This window comes from Streptomyces sp. NPDC017991 (genome assembly GCF_044328075.1).
Taxonomy (GTDB): domain Bacteria; phylum Actinomycetota; class Actinomycetes; order Streptomycetales; family Streptomycetaceae; genus Streptomyces.
Genome location: NZ_JBIRGP010000002.1, coordinates 717,315 through 741,828 on the forward strand (window position 1 = coordinate 717,315; position 24,514 = coordinate 741,828).

General features: G+C 70.6%; 20 protein-coding genes and 2 pseudogenes. 10 read left to right on the forward strand and 12 right to left on the reverse strand.

Translation table 11 applies throughout. From position 1 onward, the window contains the following. Window positions 1–62: 62 nt before the first annotated feature. On the forward strand, window positions 63–1,199 hold the full coding sequence (locus ACH4DZ_RS07670; RefSeq protein ID WP_398286022.1) for a Gfo/Idh/MocA family oxidoreductase: 1,137 nt from the start codon (window positions 63–65) through the stop codon (window positions 1,197–1,199). Continuing rightward, window positions 1,196–1,678, forward strand: coding sequence for a heme-degrading domain-containing protein (locus ACH4DZ_RS07675; RefSeq protein ID WP_398286023.1), 483 nt, complete (start codon window positions 1,196–1,198; stop codon window positions 1,676–1,678). The genes ACH4DZ_RS07670 and ACH4DZ_RS07675 overlap by 4 nt, the downstream gene beginning before the upstream one ends. 159 nt (window positions 1,679–1,837) lie before the next feature. Here the strand turns inward: ACH4DZ_RS07675 and ACH4DZ_RS07680 are convergent, their stop codons facing one another. The 3 genes from ACH4DZ_RS07680 to ACH4DZ_RS07690 form a co-directional block, all read right to left on the reverse strand. Further along, the gene (locus ACH4DZ_RS07680) at window positions 1,838–2,695 is read right to left on the reverse strand and encodes a fumarylacetoacetate hydrolase family protein (protein ID WP_398286024.1); all 858 of its coding nucleotides are present in this window, start codon (window positions 2,693–2,695) and stop codon (window positions 1,838–1,840) included. Window positions 2,696–2,873: 178 nt separating this feature from the next. Further along, window positions 2,874–3,668 carry a YidC/Oxa1 family membrane protein insertase gene (locus tag ACH4DZ_RS07685; protein ID WP_398286234.1) on the reverse strand — a complete coding sequence of 265 codons (795 nt, stop codon included), beginning with the start codon at window positions 3,666–3,668 and terminating at the stop codon, window positions 2,874–2,876. A 213-nt stretch (window positions 3,669–3,881) separates the two neighbouring features. Continuing rightward, window positions 3,882–4,196: a DUF6412 domain-containing protein gene (locus ACH4DZ_RS07690; RefSeq protein WP_385838299.1), complete on the reverse strand. Its 315-nt coding sequence runs from the start codon at window positions 4,194–4,196 to the stop codon at window positions 3,882–3,884. 228 nt (window positions 4,197–4,424) lie between these two features. Here ACH4DZ_RS07690 and ACH4DZ_RS07695 point away from each other — a divergent pair, with 228 nt between their 5' ends. Genes ACH4DZ_RS07695 through ACH4DZ_RS07705 form a run of 3 tightly spaced genes read left to right on the forward strand, consistent with a single transcriptional unit; the run spans window position 4,425 to window position 9,951 of the window. Continuing rightward, window positions 4,425–5,300: a hypothetical protein gene (locus ACH4DZ_RS07695; protein WP_398286025.1), complete on the forward strand. Its 876-nt coding sequence runs from the start codon at window positions 4,425–4,427 to the stop codon at window positions 5,298–5,300. Beyond that, window positions 5,297–7,591, forward strand: coding sequence for a bifunctional serine/threonine-protein kinase/ABC transporter substrate-binding protein (locus ACH4DZ_RS07700; protein ID WP_398286026.1), 2,295 nt, complete (start codon window positions 5,297–5,299; stop codon window positions 7,589–7,591). The genes ACH4DZ_RS07695 and ACH4DZ_RS07700 overlap by 4 nt, the downstream gene beginning before the upstream one ends. Before the next feature lie 35 nt (window positions 7,592–7,626). Next, a complete protein-coding gene (locus tag ACH4DZ_RS07705; RefSeq protein WP_398286235.1) occupies window positions 7,627–9,951 on the forward strand; it encodes a bifunctional serine/threonine-protein kinase/ABC transporter substrate-binding protein in 2,325 nt (774 codons plus the stop codon). Window positions 9,952–9,958: 7 nt separating this feature from the next. Here the strand turns inward: ACH4DZ_RS07705 and ACH4DZ_RS07710 are convergent, their stop codons facing one another. Continuing rightward, window positions 9,959–10,762, reverse strand: coding sequence for a class E sortase (locus ACH4DZ_RS07710; protein ID WP_398286028.1), 804 nt, complete (start codon window positions 10,760–10,762; stop codon window positions 9,959–9,961). A 177-nt stretch (window positions 10,763–10,939) separates the two neighbouring features. Here ACH4DZ_RS07710 and ACH4DZ_RS07715 point away from each other — a divergent pair, with 177 nt between their 5' ends. Beyond that, a complete protein-coding gene (locus ACH4DZ_RS07715) occupies window positions 10,940–11,956 on the forward strand; it encodes an SEC-C domain-containing protein (protein ID WP_398286030.1) in 1,017 nt (338 codons plus the stop codon). Window positions 11,957–12,027: 71 nt separating this feature from the next. Here ACH4DZ_RS07715 and ACH4DZ_RS07720 read toward each other — a convergent pair. The 7 genes and pseudogenes from ACH4DZ_RS07720 to fxlM all read right to left on the reverse strand — a co-directional run. Further along, a pseudogene (locus ACH4DZ_RS07720) lies at window positions 12,028–12,432 on the reverse strand (adenylyl cyclase); the annotation flags it as partial. After that, window positions 12,386–13,573, reverse strand: a complete 1,188-nt coding sequence (locus tag ACH4DZ_RS07725) for a hypothetical protein (RefSeq protein WP_398286031.1) — start codon at window positions 13,571–13,573, stop codon at window positions 12,386–12,388. The pseudogene ACH4DZ_RS07720 and the gene ACH4DZ_RS07725, both read right to left, overlap by 47 nt. Next, window positions 13,557–14,390 carry a thiopeptide-type bacteriocin biosynthesis protein gene (locus ACH4DZ_RS07730; RefSeq protein WP_398286032.1) on the reverse strand — a complete coding sequence of 278 codons (834 nt, stop codon included), beginning with the start codon at window positions 14,388–14,390 and terminating at the stop codon, window positions 13,557–13,559. The genes ACH4DZ_RS07725 and ACH4DZ_RS07730 overlap by 17 nt, the downstream gene beginning before the upstream one ends. 21 nt (window positions 14,391–14,411) lie before the next feature. Continuing rightward, a complete protein-coding gene (locus ACH4DZ_RS07735) occupies window positions 14,412–15,695 on the reverse strand; it encodes a lanthionine synthetase C family protein (RefSeq protein ID WP_398286033.1) in 1,284 nt (427 codons plus the stop codon). Further along, window positions 15,692–18,595: a lantibiotic dehydratase gene (locus ACH4DZ_RS07740; protein WP_398286034.1), complete on the reverse strand. Its 2,904-nt coding sequence runs from the start codon at window positions 18,593–18,595 to the stop codon at window positions 15,692–15,694. Before ACH4DZ_RS07740 ends, ACH4DZ_RS07735 begins: the two co-directional genes overlap by 4 nt. 83 nt (window positions 18,596–18,678) lie before the next feature. Next, window positions 18,679–18,861, reverse strand: coding sequence for an FxLD family lanthipeptide (locus ACH4DZ_RS07745; protein ID WP_398286035.1), 183 nt, complete (start codon window positions 18,859–18,861; stop codon window positions 18,679–18,681). 64 nt (window positions 18,862–18,925) lie between these two features. After that, window positions 18,926–20,134: a methyltransferase, FxLD system gene (fxlM, locus tag ACH4DZ_RS07750; protein WP_398286036.1), complete on the reverse strand. Its 1,209-nt coding sequence runs from the start codon at window positions 20,132–20,134 to the stop codon at window positions 18,926–18,928. 251 nt (window positions 20,135–20,385) lie between these two features. Here fxlM and ACH4DZ_RS07755 point away from each other — a divergent pair, with 251 nt between their 5' ends. Beyond that, window positions 20,386–21,168 carry an aminotransferase class IV gene (locus ACH4DZ_RS07755; protein ID WP_398286037.1) on the forward strand — a complete coding sequence of 261 codons (783 nt, stop codon included), beginning with the start codon at window positions 20,386–20,388 and terminating at the stop codon, window positions 21,166–21,168. A 12-nt stretch (window positions 21,169–21,180) separates the two neighbouring features. Next, window positions 21,181–22,092 (forward strand): formylglycine-generating enzyme family protein, encoded by a 912-nt coding sequence (locus tag ACH4DZ_RS07760; protein ID WP_398286039.1) that lies wholly within the window; start codon window positions 21,181–21,183, stop codon window positions 22,090–22,092. Here the strand turns inward: ACH4DZ_RS07760 and ACH4DZ_RS07765 are convergent. Further along, window positions 22,024–22,374, reverse strand: a complete 351-nt coding sequence (locus tag ACH4DZ_RS07765) for an HD domain-containing protein (protein ID WP_398286040.1) — start codon at window positions 22,372–22,374, stop codon at window positions 22,024–22,026. The genes ACH4DZ_RS07760 and ACH4DZ_RS07765 overlap by 69 nt on opposite strands. Between ACH4DZ_RS07765 and ACH4DZ_RS07770 the strand changes: the two are divergent. Together ACH4DZ_RS07770 and ACH4DZ_RS07775 are read left to right on the forward strand one after the other, a co-directional pair. Then, window positions 22,290–22,676: pseudogene (locus ACH4DZ_RS07770) on the forward strand (SEC-C domain-containing protein); the annotation flags it as partial. The gene ACH4DZ_RS07765 and the pseudogene ACH4DZ_RS07770 overlap by 85 nt on opposite strands. A 206-nt stretch (window positions 22,677–22,882) precedes the next feature. Beyond that, complete coding sequence (locus ACH4DZ_RS07775) at window positions 22,883–24,430, forward strand: ATP-binding protein (protein ID WP_398286041.1); 1,548 nt, start codon at window positions 22,883–22,885, stop codon at window positions 24,428–24,430. Window positions 24,431–24,514: the final 84 nt, after the last annotated feature.

Sequence of the window (24,514 nt, forward strand, 5' to 3'; positions counted from 1 at the left end):
GTCCCACACCCCATTGTCCCCCGCGCTTGCACTTTGGCAACAGCGTTGTTTAAGTGGAGGGCATGACTGGCACAGGTTCTGACACCTCTCTCCGCCCGGACTCCCGCCGACCGGACTCCCACCGGGAGGGCCCCTTCCGCGTGGGTCTCGTCGGCTACGGCCTCGCGGGCTCCGTCTTCCACGCCCCGCTGATCACCGCCACCGAGGGCCTCGTCCTCGACACGGTCGTCACGGCGAACCCGGACCGGCGGCGGCAGGCGGGGGACGAGTTCCCCGGCGTCCGGTTCGCGGCGACCCCCGACGAGCTCTGGCAGCGCGCGGACGAGCTGGACCTGATCGTCATCGCGTCCCCGAACAAGACGCACGTCCCGATCGCCAGGGCCGCCCTCGAAGCGGGTCTGCCGGTGGTCGTCGACAAGCCGATCGCGGGCGCGGCTGCGGAGGCCCGCGAGCTGGCCGCCCTGGCCGACGAACGCGGTCTGCTGCTCTCCGTCTTCCAGAACCGCCGCTGGGACAACGACTTCCTGACACTCCGGAAGCTGATCACCGAGGGCGAACTCGGCGATGTCCACCGCTTCGAGTCCCGCTTCGAGCGCTGGCGGCCCGAACTCAAGGGCGGCTGGCGCGAGTCCGGCGATCCCGCAGAGATCGGAGGTCTGCTGTACGACCTCGGCAGTCACGTGGTCGACCAGGCGCTGGTCCTCTTCGGCCCGGCGGCCACGGTGTACGCGGAGTCGGTCGTCCGCCGCGCCGGCGCCGAGGCCGACGACGACACGTTCATCGCGATCACGCACACGAACGGTGTCCGTTCCCACCTGTACGCCTCCGCGACGACGGCCCAACTCGGCCCGCGCTTCCGCGCGCTGGGCTCGAAGGCCGGTTACGTGAAGTACGGCCTGGATCCCCAGGAAGCCACCCTGCGCGACGGCGGACGCCCGGTCGCGGGCGGCGAGAAGGAGTGGGGCGTGGAGCCGGAGGAGCTGTGGGGCCGGGTCGGCTCGGGCGAGTCCCCGCTGACCGGCGGCGGCACCCCGGTCCCGACCGTGCCGGGCGCGTACCCCGCGTACTACGCCGCTGTCGCCGAGGCCCTGCGCGGCACCGGCGAGAACCCGGTCACCGCGCTGGAGGCCGCCGCCGCGCTGGACGTCCTGGAGGCCGCGTACCGCTCGGCCCACGAGAACGTGACGGTGACCCTGTGAGCACTTCCACGCCCGCCACGGCCCCGACCATCGCCGAACTGGAGGAGCAGGAGCGTCGGCTGACGCTCCCCCGCTTCACCCACGAGGACGCGTGGGCCCTGGGCTCACTCCTCGTCGAGCTGGCCCGCGAGCGCGACGCGCCCGTCGCCATCGACATCCGCCGCGGCGGCCAGCAGCTCTTCCACGCCGCGCTCCCCGGCTCGACCCAGGACAACGACGCCTGGATCGACCGCAAGCGCCGGGTCGTCGAACGCTACGCCGCCTCGTCCCTCCTGGTCGGCACCCGTTTCCGAGCCAAGGACACCACGTTCGAGGCCTCCTCCCGCCTGGACCCCGACACGTACGCGGCCCACGGCGGAGCCTTCCCGATCACGGTCCAGGGAGCGGGCGTAATCGGCACGGTGGTGGTCTCGGGCCTCCCCCAACTGGAGGACCACGCCATGGTGGTAGAGGCCCTGACACGTTTCCTGACCGCGTAAGGGGGCGCAGCCCCAGGGGCGCGGGGAACGGCGCAATCTTTTGCCTTGAGGGGGCGCAGCCCCCAAGGGGCGCGGGGAACGGCGCGACCAGCCACGACGCCGCCGCAGCCGACAACGCACCCATTTCCCCGCCCCCAAGTGAAACGCCCTCGTGGACGACTACGCCGGGGCAAGAACCTGCCGCTGCCGCCCCAACCCCTCGATCTCCAACTCCACAACATCCCCCGCCCGCAGGAACGGCTTGGGCTCGGGCATCCCGAGCGCAACCCCCGCAGGCGTCCCGGTATTGATGACATCCCCGGGATAGAGAGTCATGAACTGACTCACGTACCGGACCACTTCCGCCACGGAGAAGATCTGATCGCCCGTACTGCCGTCCTGCCGCAACTCCCCGTTCACCCACAGCTTCAGCCCGAGCGCCTGCGGATCCGGCACCTCGTCCGCCGTCACCAGCCACGGCCCCAGCGGATTGAACGTCTCGCAGTTCTTCCCCTTGTCCCAGGTCCCACCGCGCTCGATCTGGAACTCCCGCTCGGACACGTCGTGCGCCACCGCGTACCCGGCGACATGCGCGAGCGCCTCCTCGCGCGAGCCCAGGTACCGCGCCGTACGCCCGATGACGACGGCCAGCTCGACCTCCCAGTCGGTCTTGACCGAGCCGCGCGGCACCAGCACCGTGTCGTGCGGCCCGACCACCGTGTCCGCGGCCTTGAAGAAGATGACCGGCTCGGCAGGCGGCTCGGCCCCCGTCTCCCTGGCGTGGTCGTGGTAGTTGAGGCCGATGCAGACGACCTTGCCTATCCGGGCGACCGGCGGCCCGACCCGCAGCCCGTCCGCGTCGAGCGCGGGCAGTTCCCCGGCCTCGGCGGCGGTACGGATCCGGCCGAGCGCCTCGTCGTCGGCGAGCAGCGCCCCGTCGATGTCCGGCACGACGTCCGAGAGGTCCCGCAGGACTCCGTCGGCATCGAGCAGCGCGGGACGCTCGTCCCCCGCCGTACCGACTCGCAGCAGCTTCATGAGCAGTGTCTCCCTTGATCGCGGGCAGCCGACCGATGGGTGCAGCCATCGGAGGACTGGTCGATCCTCCAAGGTCGGCGTCCACTCCGCAATACCCGGTTCACGGACTGGACCGTAACCACAAGGAACCGTAAGGAACCGTAAGGAACCTTAAGGAACCACAAGGCGCCCGCGCCCGTCAGCCCATCACCGCGGCGGCCGGCACAGCCCCCGGCATGTCCCGGTACAGCACCGCCCGCTCGACCGCGCTCCACGTCGTGCTGGTCACCACGTACAACGCGGCGGCCAGCGGCACGAACGCGACGGTGAGCAGCGTGAAGAAGGACATCAGCGGCATGATCCTGGTGATCGCCCCGAGCCCCGGCACCTGCTGCTGCCCGTCCTGGAACCCGCCACCCGCGCCAGCGCCGTTCGCGGCCCCGACCGCCCCGGTGGCCGCCCCAGCCGCCATCATCCGCTTCGTCCGGCGGTAGTTGAAGGTCGCGACGACGGCGACGATCACGAACAGTCCCACGTACACCAGCCCCTGCGCCCCGAAGACCCCGCCGTCGCCCAGCGCGTCCGCCCACCGCTCCCCCAGCGGCGCCGCGAGGAGCTGATGGTCGAGCAGGGAGTTCGCCTCGTCGCCGATCCGGGAGTTGGAGAACAGGTGGTAGAGGAGGAAGAAGGCCGGCAGCTGGAAGAGGCTCGGCAGGCACCCGGACAGCGGGGACACCTTCTCCGCGGCGTGCAGTTCCAGCACCGCCTTCTGCAGCTTCTCGGGGTTCTTGCCGTGCTTCTCGCGCAGCTCGGCGATCCGCGGCTGCAGCGCCGCCCGCGCCCGCTGCCCGCGCGCCGAGGCCCGCGACAGGGGATGCACGAGGAGGCGTACGAACGCGGTGAACAGGACGATCGCGGCGGCCGTCGCCGAGTCGTGGAAGAGCGGGCCGAGCAGATCCGCGAGCCCTTCGACGAGGCTCGCGAAGGCGGACATGAAGGGGGAGAACAGAGAGGAGAAGCCGGACATGGGTGAGCCCTCCGTGGGTCTCGTGGTGCGTCGATGCCGAGGTGATGAGACGTGACGTGACGTGCGTCGAGGTGAGACGTGACGTGCGTCGGCATGACGACCCGCGAAGGGCACGGCGAAACAGCTGACGAACAGCTGAGAAGCGGCTGGGAAGCAGCTGAGAAGCGGCTGGAGAAATCCCTACGCGGCCGTCGGGAGGGACCGGCCCGGGGCTCGGGGACGCCTACGCCCCCGGGCGTCGGGATCGCGCTGCGGCAGGAACGCCGTGCGCTGCTCACGGTCGCGCATGGCCGTACGGACCCGGGTCCGGGGCACGGCGGGCGCGAGGCGCGAGGAGATCAGGGAACAGGCGGCGAGCGCGGACCCGGCCGCGGCGGTCGCCGCGAACGTGACGGCGACGGCTCCGGAGAGGCTGCCGGTGTCCAGGAGCGCCACCTGCAGAAGGAGGACGAGCAGCAGGACGGCGGGCTTCAACTGCGCCCAGGTCCGTGTCATCGACTGCTCCCTCCCCGCTGTTCCGCTACGGCCCGCCATGATCCGCTCTGTTCTGCACGATCCGCCATGATCCGCGGATTCTCCGCGCCCCATGGCCTCCTGCCGTTATACAGGATCCGCCCCCAGGAGCCGCCATACGGACTCCAGCACGCCCGTGGTACCCCGGGGGCATAGTCGGTACCCTCCCAGCGGGGAGCGCGGGGAACGCGCGTGCGGATGGGGGCGCTGATGGGATACCGGAGACCCGTGCGGTTGTTCACGGGTGTCTTGGCCACCGGGCTGTTACTGGGGGGCCTGGGAGGTTGTTCGGGGACCGGAGGTGACGGTTCCGCCGAACCCACCCGCTCCGGCTCACCCCCGAGCCCGGCCCCCAGCACCAGCACCAACGCCGACACCAACAGCGGCACCGACACCAACACCACCGGTCCCGCCCCCGGCGCGAGCGCGAGCGCCACGTCCCTGGGGTTCACCCCCGATCCCGGCCGTGTGCCGAAGACCCGCGCGGAGGGCCTGCGTCTGGCCCGCGCGGTCGCGGCGACGCCCACCAACTGGGGCCCCGACTTCGTACGACGCAGCCCGTACGAGAGCGACCCCGGCTCCTGGCCCGTACTCGACTCCGACTGTGTGTGGGAGCGCGAGTCGTTGCCCGCGACGGTGCTCGCCAGCCTCACCCGCAACAGTGAACTGCCCGCCGAAGGCGGCAAGGGCCCGATCCGCGTCACCGCCGTCGTCAGCGTGCACCGGACCGTCAAGGACGCCGACTGGGAGATGGCCGGCATGCTGGAGGAAGCGCTGCGCTGTCCCGACCAGCAGCTCCGCCAGGGCGAGCGGATCGCCGGACTGCTCTCGCAGGGCGCGGCCTACGGTCTGCTGGCCAACTTCACCTCCGAGGACTCGCTCACGGAGGGCGGCAAGTACTACAGCGACGAACTCGGCGGCCCCCACTACTACTACTGGGTGCAGAGCCGTCTGGGCCAGGTCACCGTGGCCGTCGTCGGCCGGGGTGCCAAGGGGCGCTCCCAGGACGACATCGACGCCGCGCTGCGCCAGGGAGCGGGCCAGATGCTGAGCCGGGTCGAGACCGAACTGGAGGCGCCGCGATGAGCGGTCCGCTGCTCCCCACCGACCCCGCACGGATCGGCGGTCACCGGCTGCTGGCCCGGCTCGGCGCGGGCGGCATGGGCGTGGTCTACCTCGGCCGCACCGAGGCCGGCGCCCTGGCCGCCGTCAAGGTCGTCCGGTCCGAGTACGCGGACGAGCCCGACTTCCGCGCCCGGTTCCGCCGTGAGGTCGAGACGGCCCGCCGGGTGAGCAGCCCGTGGGCGGTGCCGGTCACCGGCGCGGACCCGGACGCGGACGAGCCGTGGCTGGCCACCGCCTTCGTACCGGGCCCCTCGCTTGAGGAGTCGGTCGCCCGCCACGGCCCGCTGCCCACCCGCAGCGTGCTCGCCCTGGCCAGGATGCTCGCCGCCGCGCTGCGCGAGGTGCACGCGGCCGGGCTGGTCCACCGCGACGTCAAGCCCGCCAACGTCCTGCTCGCCATGGACGGCCCCCGCCTCATCGACTTCGGGATAGCCCGGGCGACCGACGGGACCGCGATCACCTCGACCGACCTGGTCGTCGGGACGCCCGGTTTCCTCTCCCCCGAGCAGGCCGAGGCGCGCGGTGCGGCGGTGGGCCCGGCGAGCGACATCTTCTCGCTGGGCTGTCTGCTGGCGTACGCGGCGAGCGGCGGCCCGCCGTTCGGCACCGGTACGGCGGACGCCCTGCTCTACCGCACGGTCCACGACGAACCCGACCTGTCCGGCGTCCCTGACGACTCCACCGACTCCGCCGACTCAACCGGTCCCGCCGGTGGTGTCGGTGGTGTCGGCCTGCTGACGCTGCTGCGCCTGTGCCTGGCGAAGGACCCGGCGGACCGTCCGACCGCCGAACAGATCGACACGGTCCTGCTGGTCGAGGACGCGATCCCCCGGGGCGAGCAGATCGCCTGGCTGCCCGAGGACGTCGTACGGGGTATCGCCGACCGCTCCGCCGAGATGCTGGCGCTCCCCGACATCGAGCCGACGGCCGCCGGAACGCCGGACACGGACACGGCTCCGGACACGGGCGGCACGGGCGTGGGCGCAGGCACAGGCTCCGAGGACGCGGAACCGGCGTCGCCCGGCCGCCGACGGCTGCTCCTCGCCTCCGGCGCGGCGGTGCTCATGGCCGCGGGCGGAGCGGCGGCCTGGGCGGCCCTGCGCGACGAGAACCCGGGTACGTCGGGGACCCGCCGCTGGGCCATCGGCGTACAGGCGGATCTGAGCGGTTCCTCCCGGACGGCGGGCGAGGCGCAGGTGCGGGGCGCCCGGCTGGCGGTCGAGCAGTACAACTCCCGTAAGAACAAGCCCTTCCCGCTCGCCCTGCGGACCGTGGACGACGGTGGCAGCGCGGGGCGGGCGCCGGGCGCGGCCAAGAAGCTGATCGGGGACACCGAGGTGCTCGCCGTGCTCGGCCCCACCAGCGACGAGGCGGCCCGCGCGGTCCTCGGCACGTACGACGAGGCCCTGCTGCCGTTGCTGTCGGTCTCGGCCGGCGGACTGCTCCTGACCTCGAAGGAGTACCGGTCCTTCGTGCACTGCCGCCCCAGCGACGCGGCCCTCTCCCTCCCCATGAGCGTCTATCTCAAGAAGCACACGAAGGCCACGAAGGCCACGGAGCGGGCACCGGCGCTGCGCCCCGGCCTGCTCCAGGACCGCACCGCGCAGACGTACGCCCAGGAGTCCGCCGGGATCAACGCCACCATGATGCGCAGTCTGGGCCGCCCGGCCTACCCCCGGGTGGTCCCGGCGGGCACGGAGGACATGGGGCCCGTCGTCGCCGACATGCTGCGGGCCGGGATCGGCTCGTTCGTCTACGCCGGGTACACGCCGGGCGCGGCCCGGGTGGCCCGCGAACTGGCGGCGGCCGGTTTCGACGGACCGCGGTTCGCCTCGCAGGCCGTGATCGACCCGGAGTTCCTGGAGCGGGCCGGGGAGGCCGCCGAGGGCTGGTTGATGACCGCGTCCTTCGTCGACCCCGCCGCCGTACCGGCCGCGAAGGCCTTCACCGCGGCCTTCCGCAAGCGCTACGACGCCGCGCCCGGCTACTACGCAGCCGAGGCGTACGACACCGTCAACCTCGTCATCCAGGAGCTGCTGAAGGCCACGAACGCCAAGAGCACCCGGGTTTCCGCCCGTCCCCCGAGCCGCAAGAAACTCGTGAAGCTGCTGCGCGCGAGCCACTACAAGGGCATCACCAAGGAGTTCTCCTTCAAGCCGGAGGACGGCACGTTCGCCGGCTGGGGCATCTTCCTGCACCAGGTCGAGGGCGGCAGGTTCCGTTACCGCGGCGAAGCCCCCTCCGAGCTGTAGCGGTGAGCGGACCACACGTGGAGGGGTTCGGGGGACTGCGCCCGCTCAGACCCGGCGACCCGCTCTCCGTCGGCGGTCACCGGCTGCTCGGCCGGCTCGGCGCGGGCGGTATGGGCGTGGTCTACCTGGCCCGTTCGGCGGGCGGGACGCTGGTCGCCCTGAAGGTGATCCGCGCCGAGTACGCGGCCGACCACGACTTCCGGACCCGTTTCCGCCGCGAGGCCGAGGCGGCGGGCGGGCTCACCGGGCGGTGGGTCGTACCGGTCACCGCGGCGGAACCGGCGGCCCGCGAACCCTGGCTGGCGACCGCCTTCGTACCGGGCCCGTCGCTGGCCGAGGCCGTCGCGCTGCACGGGCCGCTGCCGGACCGTACGGTACGTGCCCTGGGCGCGCGGCTGGCCGAGGCGCTCACCGAGGTGCACGCGGCGGGCCTGGTGCACCGGGACGTCAAGCCGGGCAACGTCCTGCTCGCCCTCGACGGACCCCGGTTGATCGATTTCGGCATCGCGCGGTCCACCGGTGCCACCGCGCTGACCGCGAGCGACGTGGTGATCGGTTCGCCCGGCTATCTCTCGCCGGAGCAGGCGCGGGTACGGGCCGGTGGCGGCGGCGTCGGCCCGCCGAGCGACGTCTTCTCGCTGGGCTGCGTCCTCGCGTACGCGGCGACCGGCCGCCGTCCGTTCGGCACCGGCACCGTGGCCGCCGTCATCTTCCGTACGGTCCACGAGGAGCCGGACCTGGACGCCGTGCCGTGGACCCTGGTCCCGCTGCTGGCCGGCTGCCTCGCCAAGGACCCGGAGGCCAGACCCACCGCGCAGGAGGTACGGGACGCGCTGACCGACGAGGGCGGCCCGGAGCCCGACTGGCTGCCGCCCTCGCTCCCCCGGCTGATCGCGGAACGCTCGTCGGCCGCGCTGTCCCTGCCGGACCCCGACCCCGACCCCGCCCCAGGACCGGGACCGGGCTCCGGTCCCGTCACGCTCGTACAGCCCGATGGCGTACCGGAGGCAGCCCGCCCCACCCTCTCCCGGCGCCGCGTCCTGACGCTGGGCTCGGCGGCCGGGGTCGTCCTGACCGGCGGCGGCCTCGCCGCCTGGGCCGCCACCCGGTCCACGGCCGGCCGCGACGGCTCGGCAGGCTCGGGACCACTCCCCCGGTACGTCATCGGCCTGCACGCGGACCTGTCGGGACCGGACAGGGCGACGGGCCGGGCGCAGGAACGGGGCGCGCGGATCGCCGTGGCGGACTTCAACTCGGGCGCCGGTGACTCCGCATCCCGTGGCGCCACATCCAGCGGCTCCGGCTCCCGTGACTCCGTGTCCAGCGGCTCCGGCTCCCGTGGGGCCCTTTCTCATGGCGGCGGTTCTCGTGACGGCGGTTTGCGTGACGGCCGCCCCTTCGCTCTCGCACTGAAGGTCCTGGACGACGCCGGGAAGGCGAAGCGGTCCGAGGAGGTGGCCGGCGGGTTCGTCGCGGACCACGACGTGTACGCCGTCCTCGCCGCGACCGGCGCCGCCGCGGCCGAGGTCGCCGTGTCCCGCTACGAGAAGGCCCTGCTGCCCCTCGTGTCCGTCTCCTCCGGCGCCGCTCTGTACTCCACGACCACCACCCGCGCGTACTTCCAGCTCAGACCCGACGAGTACGCCTTGTCGACGCCCTTCATCCACTACCTCACCCACGCCGAGAAGAGCCGCAGGACCGCCCTGATCGACGACCGGGCGGCAGGCCGGACCAGTTGGCAGATCGTCAGGGACGTGAGCGCGTACCCGCCCTCCCAGGGCACGACCACGACCCACACCGTCCCCGCCGACAGCGAGGACTTCGACCCGGTCGCCGCCGCCGTGCTCGCCGCGGACGCCCAGGCCGTCGTCTACGCCGGCACCTCACCGCACCGGGCCGCCCGCTGCGCCCGCGCCCTGGCACGGGCCGGTTTCCGGGGCACGCGCATGGCCCCGGAACCCGTACTGACGACCGCGTTCCTCAAGGAGGCGGGCCCGGCGGCCGAGGGCTGGGTGATCAGCACGACCTACGTGGACCCGGCCGAGCTGCCGGCCGCGGCGCGCTTCGTGGAGACGTACCGGAAACGCTTCGGGGTACGCACGGTCGAGCGCTACGCGGTGGAGGCGTACGACGCGCTGCTCTTCGTCGCCCGGGCCATGCGCGAGCTGGGCAGCGTCGAGCCCGAACGGGGTGCCATGGTGCGCAGACTCCGCGAGACCACCCACAGGGGCCTCGCCAAGACCATCGAGTTCGACCCGGTGACCCACGAGTTCCGCTGGGTCAACAGCCTGTTCCTGCACCGCGTGCGGAACGGCGCTCCGGTCTTCCTGGGCCACTACGACAAGGTGCGGAAACCCTGATCGCGGGCTAGCGAAGCCGTACGGAACGGAGCTTCCCCCAGACGACCAGGCGGTACTTGGAGGTGTACTGGGGTGTGCAGGTGGTGAGCGTCAGATAGTGCGCGGGGTCGGTGTACCCGTACGCGGGCCTGACCGTGCTGCGAGGGATCGCACGGATCGTCCCGCCGTCCCCGGGCGAAGTCCGCGGCAGCGTCCGGTCGACGACGTACGTGTAGACGGCGTCCCGGGTCTCGACCTCGACCCGGTCTCCGCGCCGCAGCCGGTCGAGGTACCGGAAGGGCTCGCCATGGGTGTTCCGGTGCCCGGCGAGAGCGAAGTTCCCGACGCGGCCGGGCTGGGCGGTGTCCGGGTAGTGCCCGACGTACCCCTTGTCGAGCACACCGGACTTGCCGACGCCTTCCGCGACGGGCACGCGGAGCCGGAGACGGGGAATGCCGAGGACGGCGTAGGCCTGCTCCCAACGGGGCCGGGGCCGGGGCTGGGCCCGGGAGCCGGTCCCGGGCCGACCCTCGCCGGAACCGGCACCGGAACCGGCACCAAAACGCGGCGCGGCGGCCCGAGCCCCACCACCCTCTCCACCCCCTTCCCCCTCTTCCTCCCCCTCCCCCTCTTCTCCCCACTCTTGTTCCAGGGCCTGGACCTTGCGCTCGGCGCCCTCCCTGGCCTGCCGGTTGGTCCACCACAGCTGATGGGCGACGAGGAGCAGGAGGACGACACCGAGGGTCACGAGAACTTCGGCACCGTTCCGGAGAAACCGGGCGTACCGCGCACGCCGCCGTCGACCCCGCTGATGAACGATGGGAACCCGCACGCGCACGCCTCCTCTCCGAGGCTGGGCCGAGCCGGGGCCGCACGATAAGGGCTGAGCCCTCAACTCACCACCCCCATGAACACTCAGCTGAACACGCAGCCGAACACCGCACGCCGATCTGACCCCTGGCCTGCACCTACCTCACCTCTGTCGGCGGTCGGCAGTACGGTGTCACTCATGCGCCCCGACACGTCTGCCGAGTACGTCGACCACAACGCCGAAGCAGCACGCCTGGAGCGGACAGCCGGCCTGTATCCCGAGGACGCCGAACACCTGCTGGTGCAGGCAGCGGCCCACCTCGAACTGGCCGACGACCGCCCGCGAGCCACCTCTCTCTACGACCGCCTGCTCTCCAGCACGACCCCGCTGGAGAACCCGTTCCTGGTACGGGCCCTGAAGGCGGCCAACCTCTGGGAGTACGGCCACGAGGCGGAGGCCAGGGCGATCATCGAGGGCGTCCGCGCGGCGGCACCGCGAGACCCGGCCCCATGGGTGATCGTCGCCGAGTCCCTGGAGTCCCACGACGAGCTGGAGGCGGCGCAGGAGACGTTCACGGAGGCGGCGGTCCACCTCCTGACGGACGTCCCGGAGCCTCCGTACGCGACCCACCCGGTCCTCTTCGGCCGCCATCGCGTACGCCGCATGCTGGGCCTGCCCCACGACGACTGGGACTCCCTCGCGGACACCCTCAACTCCTCCCCGGTCACCCTGGACGAGCTGCACGACCCGAAGCGCGTGTGGTCGCTGGGCTCCGACAACCCGGCGGAACTGCAGGCGGAGATCTCCCGGCTGCGCGCCGAACTGGGCACGTTCCGCGAGGCGTTGTCGCGCCCGTTCCCGGTGGCGGTCCTCCACTGGCCGGCCCCCGAACTGGCCGAACTCCTGACGGCGTACCCGTCCCTGTCCACGGAGTACCCGTCCCACGAGGAACACCTGTCGACGATAGAAGCCTCGCTACGAGAACTGTCGACCTCGGGCACCCCGAACCTGGGCATCGTCACAGGCACGGTCCCGTCGTACGAGGCTTTCGCAGCCTCGGAACTGGCTTCCCCGGGCGACGCGTCGCTACTACCGCAGTACGCGACGACGCTGGCGGCGAGGGGCCGGGCTGTGGCTTGGCCGCCGGAGCGGGGGGCGGGTTGTTGGTGTGGGTCGGGGCGGGCTTACGAGGGGTGCCATGGGGGCACGGCCTGAAGGGGGCGATGGGCACCTGCCGGTCACGGACGCCCTGCTCCGCGAGTTGCTCGGCCTGCGGGCCGCCAGGTTCAAGAAGCACGTGAGGCGCTGCGGGAAGCCTGCTCGTCGACGTCGGCAAAGAGAAGAGTAGGTTCGGCCAGGATGTCCCTGCCGGCCTCGCTCTTGTAGATCTCATCAACACTGCCGAAACGCGCTTCGGAATAGTCGAGGTCAACCAGCACGACCTCCTGGCGGACCGATGCCTCATCCGGGCCCTCGATCTCGACGAAGGCGATGTCGGCCATGGCATGCAGATCCGTCACCTCGGTCTCGACCTCGGTGGTGCCGTTGCTCGTGGTGGCGTCCGTGACCTGCTTGATCGTGAGCGTCGATCGGGTGCCCTCGTCCCGGAGCCGCGCCCGTGCACCGCCTTCGAGTGCGTCGTTCTCAAAGATCTTGCGCGTCAGGAGGAGCCGCGGGAACTCTTGCGTGGCGCGTCGCTCCTACGGCAGTACGCAACGACGCTGCTTGCTTCGGGTGGTCGACGCTCTGGCGAATGACGCGGTCGCTGATGCGCACGGCGGCTGAAAGTCGGCGGCCCACTTCTTCCGGAAACATCCCGTTTCCGAGTGCGCAAGCCTGAACGAGCGCACGGCAGTCCTTGGTCTGCCGGTTGGTGGCAAGGGCGGCGAACAGCGGGTGATTGATGGTCTCTCGCGCAGCATGGCCGTTGGTTGTCCGCATCGTCCGGCGATGCAACTCCGCGACCACCGTGCGCGCGGCTGGGGCGTCGGCCGAGTCGATTACGTCCAGCACCGCGAGTCCGAGTCTCGTATCGAAGACGGTCAGGTCTTCCTGGTGGGAGCGTTCAAGGTAAGTGTTGGCCAGGTCGCGTAGCGAGCCTCGTCCTGGGCGCCCCGACACGCGGTGGCACAGGGCGGCCAGGACGTCGGTGACGCTCCGCTCCCATGTCTCACCAGGCGTTGTAGTAGCTATGAGCTGGTCGGCAGCCTGGCTGTTGCCTGCGGTGAGGGCGGCAAGGACGGCGACCTGGCGGCCGTCGAGCATGCGGTGACCGACGCCGTGGTGCGCCTCGACGTGGGCGAGTGCTTCGGCCCACCGCCCGGCAGCGGTCAGGGCCCGCGTGCCGTCGGCGAGGATGACGCTCCACAGCCTGGCGCGGAGCTCTTGGCGGTCGGCAGCGTTCGCGACGAGATCCGAGGGCACAGCGATGCCCTCGACGCGGATGGCGCTCCCGGTGGTGACGGCGTCGAACAGAGCCAGGAGGGATTGGCGGCCTTTGTCGGATTGTCCGGCGCTGAGTTGCAGGCGCGCGAGGTTGACGACGGGTTCGAGAGCGCGGATCGCGGCCCTCGCGGGCAGCGGGGTCGCGTGCAGGTACGCGGCAGCGTGCTGGTGGCACATTTCGCGCGCGACGTCCAAGGCGCCCACGTCGGAGGCGGTCAAAGCGGCCTGGTTGTACACCGTGGAGGCCACACTCGCATCGTCCAGCTTCGCCGCGCTGTCTGCGAGTTCGGTCAGCTTGTGCACGCGCTGGGGCAGAGGAAGGCAGGCGGGGCGGGGGCGAGCAACGAGCGGGAAACGCTGGGCTATGGCGTCAGGAAGTCTCCACACGGTTCGCGGTGCTCCTCTCGGCGGTGGGGTCCGGGCCGAAGATGACGGTCTTCGCGGTGGCCGCGAGAGTGGCCTGTGTGGCGTAGGGCAGGCCGATCCGGTTCCAGGCGAAGAGCACGTGATGGGCCAGGACGTCACGCAGGCCACGGTGAAGCTGTCCGGAGCCGGCGAGGTGGGCCAGTTCCCTTCCGGCGTCGGCGTAGGCACCGGCCCATTCAGCAGCGTGGCCCAGTGGTCCGCCCGCGTGCATCAGGTCCTCTCCGTTCACGGCGACTAGCCGGTGTACGGCGGCGAGCAGCCGGTCGTTGCCGGCCTGCTCGACACCGGCGGCGGGTAAGGCACGGTGGGCGCTGACGCATGCCCAGACGTGTCCCTGCTCGTACCAGTCCAGCCCAGCGGACCGCAGCATGAGGCTGCACAGCATGAGGGACGTCTCACGCCGGTGTCTGCCGACGTCGCTGCGGAGGAAGCCGACGATGTTGCGGCTGTCGCGGTGGAAGAGCCGGTGCGCTGATGTCATGGCTTCGGTGCCGCCGAAAGCGTGGACCTCCGGTTCGTAGGTGATCTCCGTCCACGCTGTGATGTGCCCCTCGGCGGTCAGCGCTTCAAGGCCCTGGCTCATTCGGGCCTGCCCATCGGCGGCGGCCAGGTAGCGCACCCGCCAGCAGGGGCGTTTGCGGACGATGAACCACGCGGTGAGGGCGCCTTCATCCTCTGAGGTGCGTAGGAGCGGGGCGAGTCGGGCCAAGGCGATGGTCTCGGCGCGCTCCCAGTCAGGGAATTCGACGTTGGCCTGGCACCAGGCGGGCGATTTCATGCGACGGGCCTCCGTGGGCGCTTACGCCAGAGCGAGGAAGGTGTCCCAGTGCGGTGTGGGCGCGTTGCCCGTGCCCACGGTGTGAAGGACGAGGGCTACTCCGGCTGCTCCGTCGAGGAGTTCGGGGTTGTCGTCACCGTTCTGGTCGAGCGCAGTGATCAGGCGGTCGGTCAGGTGGGGCAGCTCCGCAGTGATCTCGGCGTTGCCTGTCTCAGTAGCCATCCGCCATGCGGCGTGCAGCAGTCCGGCCATTCCGTGGCACAGCCCGATCTCAGGAAGCTGGCTCAGTTGCAGCGGATCCCGCAAGGTCGCGAGGATCGCGTTCTCGGCGGCCTGTACGCGTACCGGGTCTCGTAGGGCGAGTCCGGCCAGTTGCTGTGCGCGGGCGCTGCCGCTGACTCCGTAGCACCAGGAAGGACGGGCGCGAGGAGCAGAGTGGAACTGGCTGCTGGTTGCCTGCTGTATCGAGATGTGGCCCGGCCACCATGGGGTGGTCTGATCACCTTGACGCCATTGGTCGGTCCAGGCGCAGATTCGCTCGATCGCGTCGACCGTACCGGGCACGTCCAGGTCGTACAGCAGGGCCAGGGACAGTAAGGACAGGGCGGAGCCGATGCCGTGGGCGAGCCCGAAGTTCCCGTGCCCGCCGGGGTAGCCGGCGTGCGGAGCACCCGTGGGCGCGACGTTCATCCACCATGGCGGCAGTTCGGCCGCCTCAGACAGGGGCTCAGGCACAGGCTCGGTCAGCGGCTCGGTCAGCGGCTCGGTCAGGCGCACAAAGTAGGCCAGCACGTCCCGCGTGATCTCATGGTGGGGGTGGCGGCTCAGGTGGTAGGCGCCCAGCCCTGACAGGCCCTGAATCAAGTCGGCCTCTTCCATGGGAGGCCGCTCGGCTTGGTCGATGCGCCGGTGGGCCTCGGCCAGACGGTTACGGGTGACGGTGAGAGTTGCCGCGTCCAGCCGTTTCAGGACGCGCGGGTACCGGCTCGACGCACTGGCCGCGCGGTGCGTGATGTATGCGAGGGCGGGAGCGCCGAAGTACAGATTGGCGTTGGCCGCCGCGCTGATGTCGCCGTGCAGTGCCGTAGCGAGCCAGGTGTGTGCGGTGTCCCAGTCTCCGCGTCCCGTCCGGGCGCGCTCGATGTGCAACAGGGCGATACCCGTAGCTCCTCCGGCAAGCGACTGCGGCCAGGCGCGAACCCCGTCGGGCCGGTTTCCGGACCACACGGCGCCGGGGTCGGTCAGGGTCCGGGCCAGCCGGTCGACGGTCGGCAGCGCGGCCCGAACGGGGGCTGTCGTGGTCACGATGTCCTCCTCGCGCGGGCCGTCCTGCTCAGGGCGGCAGCTCGGGCCAAGTGCAGGTGTGTGCGCTCCTCGGGCAGTCCTGGCCCGCGCATTCGGACGTGGTGGAGATGCAGCAGGTCCGGCAGTAGGTCGTGAGGTTGCGTGCCCGCGCTTTTGAGTGCGCGGGCATAGGCAGCCAGCGCCACGCGGCGAGCGGACCAGGCCGTGGTGACGCGCTCGTCCAGGCCTGACGGCCCGGCGTCCGCCAGGTCGACGGCTTGTCGGTAGACCGTGCGGGGCGGAGCGGCCTGGTCGGTGCGGGTGTGCTCGATGAGCCAGCGCATTGCCGCGGCGTCGTCACCGAGCAAGCCGGTGACGATGTCCACCATGCTTGCGGCGGTGACCGCGCGGTCGTCCGGCGCGTTCTTCCCGCTCTGGGCGACGAGTTGGGCAAGGACGGCCTCGGAGTCGGCAGCGAAATACTGCTCGCCTGCGTCGATCGCCGCTGGCCCGCCGAACCGCGCGGTCTCCGGGTAATAGGTCTCCATGCCGACGTCGGTGATCAGGCCGCTCTGCTGGAGCTGCCGGGTCCACTCGCCGATCTGCTCGACGGCGGAACCCAGTGTGCCGGGTGCGCAGGTGAGTCGGAGGCGGAGATGGTCGACGGGGGTTCGGTAGCGGACGAACCACCATCGGGGGCCGCTCAGTTCTTTCAGTACTGTCGACAGGTGCCTGGTCAGGAGAGAGTTCTGCCGGTCGCGGTGTCCATAAAGCTGAAGGTAGATGCGGTCGCCGTGACCAGGCAGGTGACCGTGCTCCCGGCTGACGACGTGGCCACCTGCCCGGACAGGAGTGACCTTCTGCTCTGCGGCCAGAGGGATGACGACTTCGTGCGCGCGACCGCCGGTCCAGCCCAGATCCTGGGGTGTCGGTGCGGGGCGCAGCGTCACCGTGCCATCGCGGTCCAGGTGGGTGCGCAGCAGAGCCCGGTGCGAGGGCTCCGACAGGTCCAGGGCCATGCTCTGGTCTGCCTCGCTCAGATACATCCGCTCGGGCAACTGCATGTCGCGGCTCCATCCGGTCAGGGCCTCGTCCCACAGCGGCCACGGTGCCGATGCGGCGGGGAGGTCGTCCCTGCTCAGGAGCCAGCGAGCCGGGGACAGGATCGTGCGCCCGTAGCGCAGCGCGGGCAGGAAGGGCAGGTTGTGGGCGGCGGTACCCCACATGAACCCGGTGCAGGGGACGGCCAGTGCGACAGGTGCCTCGGCCAGGAAGCGGGCCAGCGGATGAGAGTGGTGGCTCAGGTCTACGGCGTTCAGCAGCAGCGTGTGTACCGGGCGCCGGCGGGAGAGCGAGACCAGGTGCAGCCGTTCGGCGTCAGCGGTCACCGCGAGGTCCGTCAGGGGAATGAGGCTGGTGTCCGGTCCGTGGTAGTCGCCGAGCGAGATCACCAGATCGGTCACCTGCGGGGCACGCGCGACGTTCTCGGCACTTACGGACAACGGGGTAGAGCTGATCTGTGCGATGAGCGCCCCTTGGTGCACACCCGGCAGACCGGCGTACACCTCGGTCATGCGACGGCGGTCTTCGTCGTCCAGGAGGCCCAGGAAGCGGCCAGTGGTCGTTCCGGCCGAGCGGGCGACCCCGACGACGTGGAGCGTGAACTCGCCCTGCTCTAGCGCCGGAACGCTCACCGCGTCAATGCGGACGGTCATCTCGGTGCTCGGCTGGACGGGGTGGCCAGGGGCTGTGGTGGACAGCTCCTCGATCGCGGCATCGTCGAGCTCTACCGTAAGACGGCGCTGCAATGCGGCGGAGTGGGCGAGCCTGATGAGTCGACTGTCTCGGTCGGGCAGCGGGGAGGGTGCCGACGTCGAGGAGGAGCCGAGGTAGCCCGGTGGATATCCGAGCACCTCCACGGCGTCCAGGACGGGGACGACCGCCCGTGGCCCGTACCGCTCAAGGAACCGGCCGTGCCACTCAGTCCAACCGGTCAGAGCGGCGCGGGGAGCGAGACGGGTGAGCGCCTTGGCCGCGTCCGCTGCCTCCTGGGCCACTGCCTCCGGAACGACCAGGTCCCAGTCCACTCCCAGGTCGAGCGCCGTCTTGGGAGCCATCCGAAGTTCTGCTGTCTCACTAGGGGCGAGGCACCGTGTGCGGGTGACGAGGGCGGCAAGCGGCTCGGTGGCTGTCATCGGCTCGCGGAGGCTGGTGATCAGAACTCGTTGGCTCACCAGGCCGGCGAGCAGCGTCTCGATCGTGGCGAGCGGCACGGTCGGGAAACTGACGGACAGCTTGCCGCTGATATCGCTCCACAGAATGGGAGTCCGCGCACTGTCCAGTGCTTCGCGGACCGGTCCGGTCAGGCGTACCTGTACGTGTTCGGGAGCCACATCGCGCGTGCCGCTGGGGCGGTGCTCAATGACCACGTACCCGTCGCGCTCAACGACGAGGCTGGAGGTGAGCAGCAGCAGACGGGGCCGCAGCCCACGGTGTTCCTCGAAGCGGCCGACGACTGCCGTGGTCCATGCCGCGTCGGGTCTGGCGGCTGTCCGGTGCCCGGTCCCTGTGCGTAGCGCCGGGACGGTGCCGATCCGCGCTGCTGCGACTCCGGCGAAGAGTCCGAAAGGGGTGGCGCGTGTGCGGGCCCGCAACAGGTACCGCAGTACGGAAAGCACCGTGCGGCGTGCAGCGGGTTCCGGCAGCGCCCGGCCGGCACAGACCTGTTCCACTCGGCTCGCGAGGTCCGGGCTTGCGGCGGTGACGGCGTTCGCGAAGTCGGCCTCCTGCCAGATCTGTTGCAGCCACGCGCGCCACGACGAGATGTTGGCGGCCGGACCTGTCAGCTCCGGCCAGACCACCGGCCGGTCGAAGCACAGCGCAGCTGCCCGTACCACCGCTGCATCGATGTAGTGATACACGCACCCCTCCAGTTGCCGCGGTGCCTGGCCACGCCCCGGGAGCAGGCATGGCCAGGCACCGCGATAGACGCGATCGGATGCGGTTACGGACAGCTCGTGCACGCGGACGCGCACGTTGAGCCGCAGCCGTCGTTCGTGAGGCGGATGAGCTGGTCCGCGGCGGGACCGCCCTCGACGATCGTGATGTCCAGTTCGAAGTCGTCTTGTCCCGGCTCCTCCTGCTCGACAACCGACTGAACAAGTCCGTGCTCCAGCTGAACGGTCATGCGTGCCTCCATGGCAGTGAGTGATGGTGCGAGGTGCCAGGACCCGGGAGCGGGCCCCGGAGTCTTAGTGCCAGGTCACCGCGACGACGCCGTGCCGCTTCGGCACGGTGACCTGGGGGAGAGGTGACGCGGCGGGGCCCGGCAGGTACCGGATCGTCGCCGTGCCCCGACGGCGGTGGTTCCGGGCCCAGCGTCGGAGCAGTTCCACGTACTGGTCCGCGAGGGCCTCGGCCTGCGGGCCGTGCGCGACCACTCCGCTCTCGAAGCCGCCGGTGTTCTCGTTCTCGCGCCGGGTGCGGTACGCGATGCTGTCCTCGCTGACCAGGGTCGGCACACCAAGCAGGGCTGACGCCTCCACGAGCCCGCTCTCGACGACATCCTTGGACGAGTGGAGCCGGGCCGCGCTCGACAGATTCAGCGTGAGATACAGCTCCAGCTCGTCAGGCAGCTCGTAGGCCGCCCCCGACCAGCGCACCAGCCTGGGCTCGTCCAGCGCGCGATTCAGCGCCTCCGCGTCGAGGCGTACCCGCACGTCGTCGGTCTGCAGGGCAACTCCGTCCCGCAGCAGTACTTTCCGCTCTTCCTTGGGGGCGCCCTCGCCCTGCATGGGAACGAAGCGCGCCAGCCGGTAGGAGCGGCTCAGCAGACCCTCGCCGTCGCGGTCGAACGCGATCGAGCGGGTGGTGCAGCGCACAGTGAGCGGGACGACGAGCCGGCCGTTCCCGGTGAGCCCGCCGATCCACGGTGCGGGAATGTCCCACGCGGCCACGGTCACGATGATCCGGTCGTACGGCGCGCCGTCAGGGACACCGCTCTCGCCGTCGGCGAGAACCGTCCTCACCTGCCCGTACCCGGCATCGTCCAGGCACCGGCGGGCGCGGTCGATGACGTCCCGGTCGATGTCGACGGTGGTGACCGCTCCTTCGCCGCCTACGAGTTCCTGGACAAGCGCGGCGTTATAACCGCCGGAGCCGATCTCCAGGACCTTCATACCGGCCCTGATGTCGGCCTGCTCCAGCATCACGCCCTGGAGGTGCGCCGCGGACATGACGCTGATGTCCAGGCCGTGCTCGTCCTTCTTGACCGGCACGGTGCTGTGGAGGTCATAGGCAAGTTCCAGGGGCGCTCCGGGCGCGAAACGGTGCCGGGGCACGGTGGCGAAGGCGGCGGCGACGCGCTCGGACGTGATCGCGTCCTGGTCCCGAAGTGCCCGGACCATGCTTGCGCGCAGCGCGCCGGGGTCGCGAACTTCCGAGTCATCGGGGACTGTCATTGGGGTACCTGGCTTCTGTTGCAGGTTGGCACTTGGCAGTGGTCGGGCTCGGCTTGATGGCCGGGTGCGCTGGACGCTCTTCGGCAGGACCGATCACGCCCCGCCATCCCGGACGTCACCACACGTGTTCGGTTGGTTACTAGCGAACACCATGAGTGGAGAGAGAGGGAATGAAGTCCCGATGAAGTTGACTCGTCAGTAACTAGCTTTCGGGTGACGCCCGCCGACTCCCTCCTGCCATGCTGGGCGACATGGCGACACTGAATGAACAGCTCGCAACGGCCGAAGACTTGCTCCCTCTCGCACTGACGTCGTACGGGCACTTCACCTCCATGCGCGTCGACGCCGATCGCCGCATCCGGGGACTCTCCCTCCACCTGGAGCGACTCGCGCGGGACAGCGAAATCGTGTTCGGCACGCCTGTGGACACCGGCCACGTCCGAGAGCTGGTCGGCAAGGCCCTGGACGACCAGGACGGAGCCTGCGTCGTCCGTGTCACACACTTCGACCCGACCGTGGACATGGGGCATCCCGAGGAAGCCGTCCAACCGCGGATCATGGTGACCCTGCGCTCAGCCGGCGCATTGCCTCCGCCGCCGCTGACCGCGTGGAGCGTGCAGTACGAGCGCGACCTCCCCGAGGTCAAGCACTGCGGACTCTTCGGAGCACTCCACGCCCGCCGCGAGGCACGGCTAAAGGGCTTCGATGACGCCCTCTTCTTCGGCCCGGACAACCACGTGACCGAGGGCGGAACGTGGAACGTGGGCTTCATCGACGAGAACGGCACCATCGTCTGGCCGAAGGGCCCGGTGCTGCCTGGGGTGACCGCGGCTCTCCTCCAAGAGCGCACGGAGTACAGGGTCGCCCCCGTCACCCTCGATGAAGCCAAAGCCATGACGGCGGCCTTCGCCACCAACACCTCGATCGGCCTCCGCGCTCTCTCCGCGATCGACGACACACCCATGCAGACCGAGCACCCCGTGCTGAGCGCGCTGCGCGAGACCTACCTGTCCATCCCGGGCGAGGAGCTTTAGAAGGAGACCGCAATGACGGGGGTCACAAGGTGGACCGGCCGAGAGGTCCTGCTCCTGCGCACGTCCCTGCGAATGACCGGGCGGGACTTCGCCGCCTTAGTTCCCGTGAGTCAGCGCCAGTTGGCGACTTGGGAGGGGCGGGGTGAAAGCATCCGTCTGCGCCCTGGAAACCAGGAAGCTCTGGACACTCTGCTCACCCGCGCCGGGGCTGCCGCGCAGCAGCGATTCGCGACGCTCCTCACCGAACGGGCCGCCGTCGAACATGACGAGCGCGCCGAGGAACTGCTGCGCCGCGACCCGCGCACCATCAAGCACCCCGTGGACGGCAAGGTCATGGTCCCGGTCGAGGAGGGCATTTACCTGTCCGGACCTGCGAACGCCCCGACTTGGCTGAACGGCTTCCACATCGATGTCTACCCGACGACCAATCTCGACTACGCGCGATTCGTACGCGCCACCGCCCACCGGCCGCCGCAGCACTGGCCGAACGGCCGCTGCCCCGACGACCTGTTCGACCACCCGGTGGTGTGGGTTACGTGGCACGACGCCACCGCGTACGCCCGCTGGTGCGGAAAACAGCTCCCCACCGCCCAGCAGTGGGAGAAGGCCGCCCGCGGCACGAAAGGACGCGTGTATCCGTGGGGGGACCATCCCACGGCCGCCAAGTGCAACGTGGCGGAAGCGGAGATAGGGAGAACGACTCCCGCCTCTCGCTACCAGTCCGGCGTGAGCCTGTACGGAGTGTTCGACCTGTGCGGGAACACCTGGGAGTGGTGCTCCACGAAGGAGCAGACCGGCCGCTACGAGCTGAAGGGCTCAGCGTTCACCAGCCCGTTCGAGCGAGCGGCACCATTTTTACGGAACGCCGCGAACGCCGACATGCAGGACAACGACACATCCTTCCGCTGTGTGGGCCTTCCCTAGCCTCGGCGCGTAGCCCACATCGTGAAGCACGGCGGCAGAAGCCAGCAGGTCACTGTCATCGCCCAGGACTCCCACCAATTCGGCCGCACGCTGCGCGACGCCTTGCGAGTGGGCACATCGACGGGGAAGCAGATCACGAAGCTCCGCTTCGGCCACTTGGCGCGCCCACATCGACAGTGGTCCGTTCACGGCTGAGCACGTTCCGCGAGGCGTTGTCGCGCCCGTTCCCGGTGGCGGTCCTCCACTGGCCGGCCCCCGAACTGACCGAACTCCTGACGGCATACCCGTCCCTGTCCACGGAGTACCCGTCCCACGAGGAACACCTGTCGACGATAGAAGCCTCGCTACGAGAACTGTCGACCTCGGGCACCCCGAACCTGGGCATCGTCACAGGCACGGTCCCGTCGTACGAGGCCTTCGCAGCCTCGGAACTGGCTTCCCCGGGCGACCCGTCGCTACTACCGCAGTACGCGACGACCTTGGCGGCACGGGGCAGGGCCGTGGCTTGGCCGCCGGAGCGGGGGGCGGCTTGCTGGTGCGGGTCGGGGCGGGCTTACGAGGCTTGTCATGGGGCGGATCTGTAGGCGGCCTTCCGCTGTCCGCCCGTCCCCGGTGCTGGAGGCTCAGACGGGAGCCCCCGGCACCGGGCAAGAGCAGGAGGAACTCTCCGTCCTCATTTCGGTACTGACGGTTCCCGTGTCCGACGTTTGCAGTACCGTCACACCATCGATCGGTATGTCGGGCCGCTCCTCCCCCACGCAGGCTCCGACCTGTGCGCACGAGGAAGCCCATGCCCTATGAATCAAGCGCAGCCTGGCAGTACGACGTCCCCACCACCGGCAGTACGCACCTGCCCCCGGACGCCGGTTACGGCAAGGCGCTCACCAACCAGGGGTACGGCTTCGAGGTCGCCGTCGCCGACCTGATCGACAACTCCCTCGACGCGGGCGCCGACGAGATGGTGGTGCACTTCCTGCGGGACGCCGAGCGCATCCTGACGCTCCTGATCATCGACAACGGCCGCGGCATGGACGACGCCTGCCTGGACGCCGCGATGACGGTCGGCAAGCGCCGTGACTACGACGACGACTCCCTCGGCATGTACGGCACGGGCCTGAAGGCCGCTTCCCTCTCCCACGCCTCCTCGCTCACCGTCGTCAGCCGCACCCGGCGCACCCGCGCCGCGGGCCGCCGCCTCACGGCCGAGGGCATCGAGGACGGCTTCCGCTGCGACACCGTCGACCCGCGCTACGCGCAGGACCTCGTCGACCGCTACGACGGCGTCATCGAGTGGCAGGGCACGGTGGTCCGCTGGGACCGGGTGCGGACCTTCGAGACGGTCGCGCGCGGACAGAGCGACCAGTACCTGTCGAAGGCGATATCCCGCCTGGAGACCCACCTCGGCCTCCACTTCCACCGGTTCCTGCGCAAGGGCCTGAAGCTGGACATCGCCGTGTGGGACGTCGGCGACGGCGGGCAGTGGGAGGAGCTGGACCACATCAGCGTCGAGCCCCTCGACCCGTTCGGCTACAAGGTGCCGGGGCGGGCGGGTTACCCCCGTTCGTTCACGGCCCCGGTCGAGGGCGTCGGCCCGGTGACGCTCACCGCGCACGTCTGGCCCGCCAAGTCCAAGCAGGCGGGCTTCCGGCAGATCGGCGCCCTGGCCGAGCGGCAGGGCTTCTACTTCTACCGCAACGACCGGCTCGTGCAGGCGGGCGGCTGGAACGGCCTCCGCAGCCCGGAGGGCCACCTCGTCCTGGCCCGCGTGGAGGTGGACCTGCCGGCCACGCCGAACGGTGTCTTCAGCCTCGACGTGAAAAAGGAGGGCGTCACCGTGACCCCCGCCTTCACGCTCGGCGTGGAGGAGGCGGTGGACGCGGCGGGCCACACCTTCCACGCCTACCTCCTGGACGCGGAGGCGGCGTACCGCGACGGCTCGAAGCGCGCCGAGATCACCCGCAAGCCGGTGACGCCGCCCGGCAAGGGCCTCGATCCGAAGGTCAAGCGGGTCGTCAAGGAGGAGGTGCCGGAGAAGCCGGGCGAGGAGCCCATCGAGTTCCGCTGGGTCCCTCTGCCGGACGACCGCTTCTTCGACCTCGACCGCGAGGCGAACGCCGTCCTCCTCAACAGGTCGTTCCGGGAGGACTTCAACGACGGCCGGCGCGGCGGCACGAACGACGCCCCGGTCACGAAGACGCTCCTGTATCTGCTCCTTGAGGACTGCTTCGGCCTCGGCCGCTGGGAGAAGACGCGCCAGGACCGCGTCGACTACTGGAACACGATCCTGCTGGCGTCGGTACGGGTCCAGCGCGAGCGCCGCGAACGCGGCGTCTCCTGACCCCCCTCCCCCGCCACCGGCACCCCGATCGCCTAAGGACCTCCGTGAGCGACGACGCCCTCCTCGCCATCCACACCTCCGCCC

Coding starts and splice junctions, on each gene's coding strand:
- ACH4DZ_RS07680 (WP_398286024.1), bottom strand. CDS start 2,695: ATGAAGCTGCTGCGAGTCGGTACGGCGGGGGACGAGCGTCCCGCGCTG.
- ACH4DZ_RS07715 (WP_398286030.1), top strand. CDS start 10,940: ATGCGCCCCGACACGTCTGCCGAGTACGTCGACCACAACGCCGAAGCA.
- ACH4DZ_RS07670 (WP_398286022.1), top strand. CDS start 63: ATGACTGGCACAGGTTCTGACACCTCTCTCCGCCCGGACTCCCGCCGA.
- fxlM (WP_398286036.1), bottom strand. CDS start 20,134: ATGACAGTCCCCGATGACTCGGAAGTTCGCGACCCCGGCGCGCTGCGC.
- ACH4DZ_RS07730 (WP_398286032.1), bottom strand. CDS start 14,390: ATGAAATCGCCCGCCTGGTGCCAGGCCAACGTCGAATTCCCTGACTGG.
- ACH4DZ_RS07685 (WP_398286234.1), bottom strand. CDS start 3,668: ATGTCCGCCTTCGCGAGCCTCGTCGAAGGGCTCGCGGATCTGCTCGGC.
- ACH4DZ_RS07695 (WP_398286025.1), top strand. CDS start 4,425: ATGGGATACCGGAGACCCGTGCGGTTGTTCACGGGTGTCTTGGCCACC.
- ACH4DZ_RS07700 (WP_398286026.1), top strand. CDS start 5,297: ATGAGCGGTCCGCTGCTCCCCACCGACCCCGCACGGATCGGCGGTCAC.
- ACH4DZ_RS07775 (WP_398286041.1), top strand. CDS start 22,883: ATGCCCTATGAATCAAGCGCAGCCTGGCAGTACGACGTCCCCACCACC.
- ACH4DZ_RS07760 (WP_398286039.1), top strand. CDS start 21,181: ATGACGGGGGTCACAAGGTGGACCGGCCGAGAGGTCCTGCTCCTGCGC.
- ACH4DZ_RS07755 (WP_398286037.1), top strand. CDS start 20,386: ATGGCGACACTGAATGAACAGCTCGCAACGGCCGAAGACTTGCTCCCT.
- ACH4DZ_RS07690 (WP_385838299.1), bottom strand. CDS start 4,196: ATGACACGGACCTGGGCGCAGTTGAAGCCCGCCGTCCTGCTGCTCGTC.
- ACH4DZ_RS07745 (WP_398286035.1), bottom strand. CDS start 18,861: ATGACCGTTCAGCTGGAGCACGGACTTGTTCAGTCGGTTGTCGAGCAG.
- ACH4DZ_RS07765 (WP_398286040.1), bottom strand. CDS start 22,374: ATGCCGTCAGGAGTTCGGTCAGTTCGGGGGCCGGCCAGTGGAGGACCG.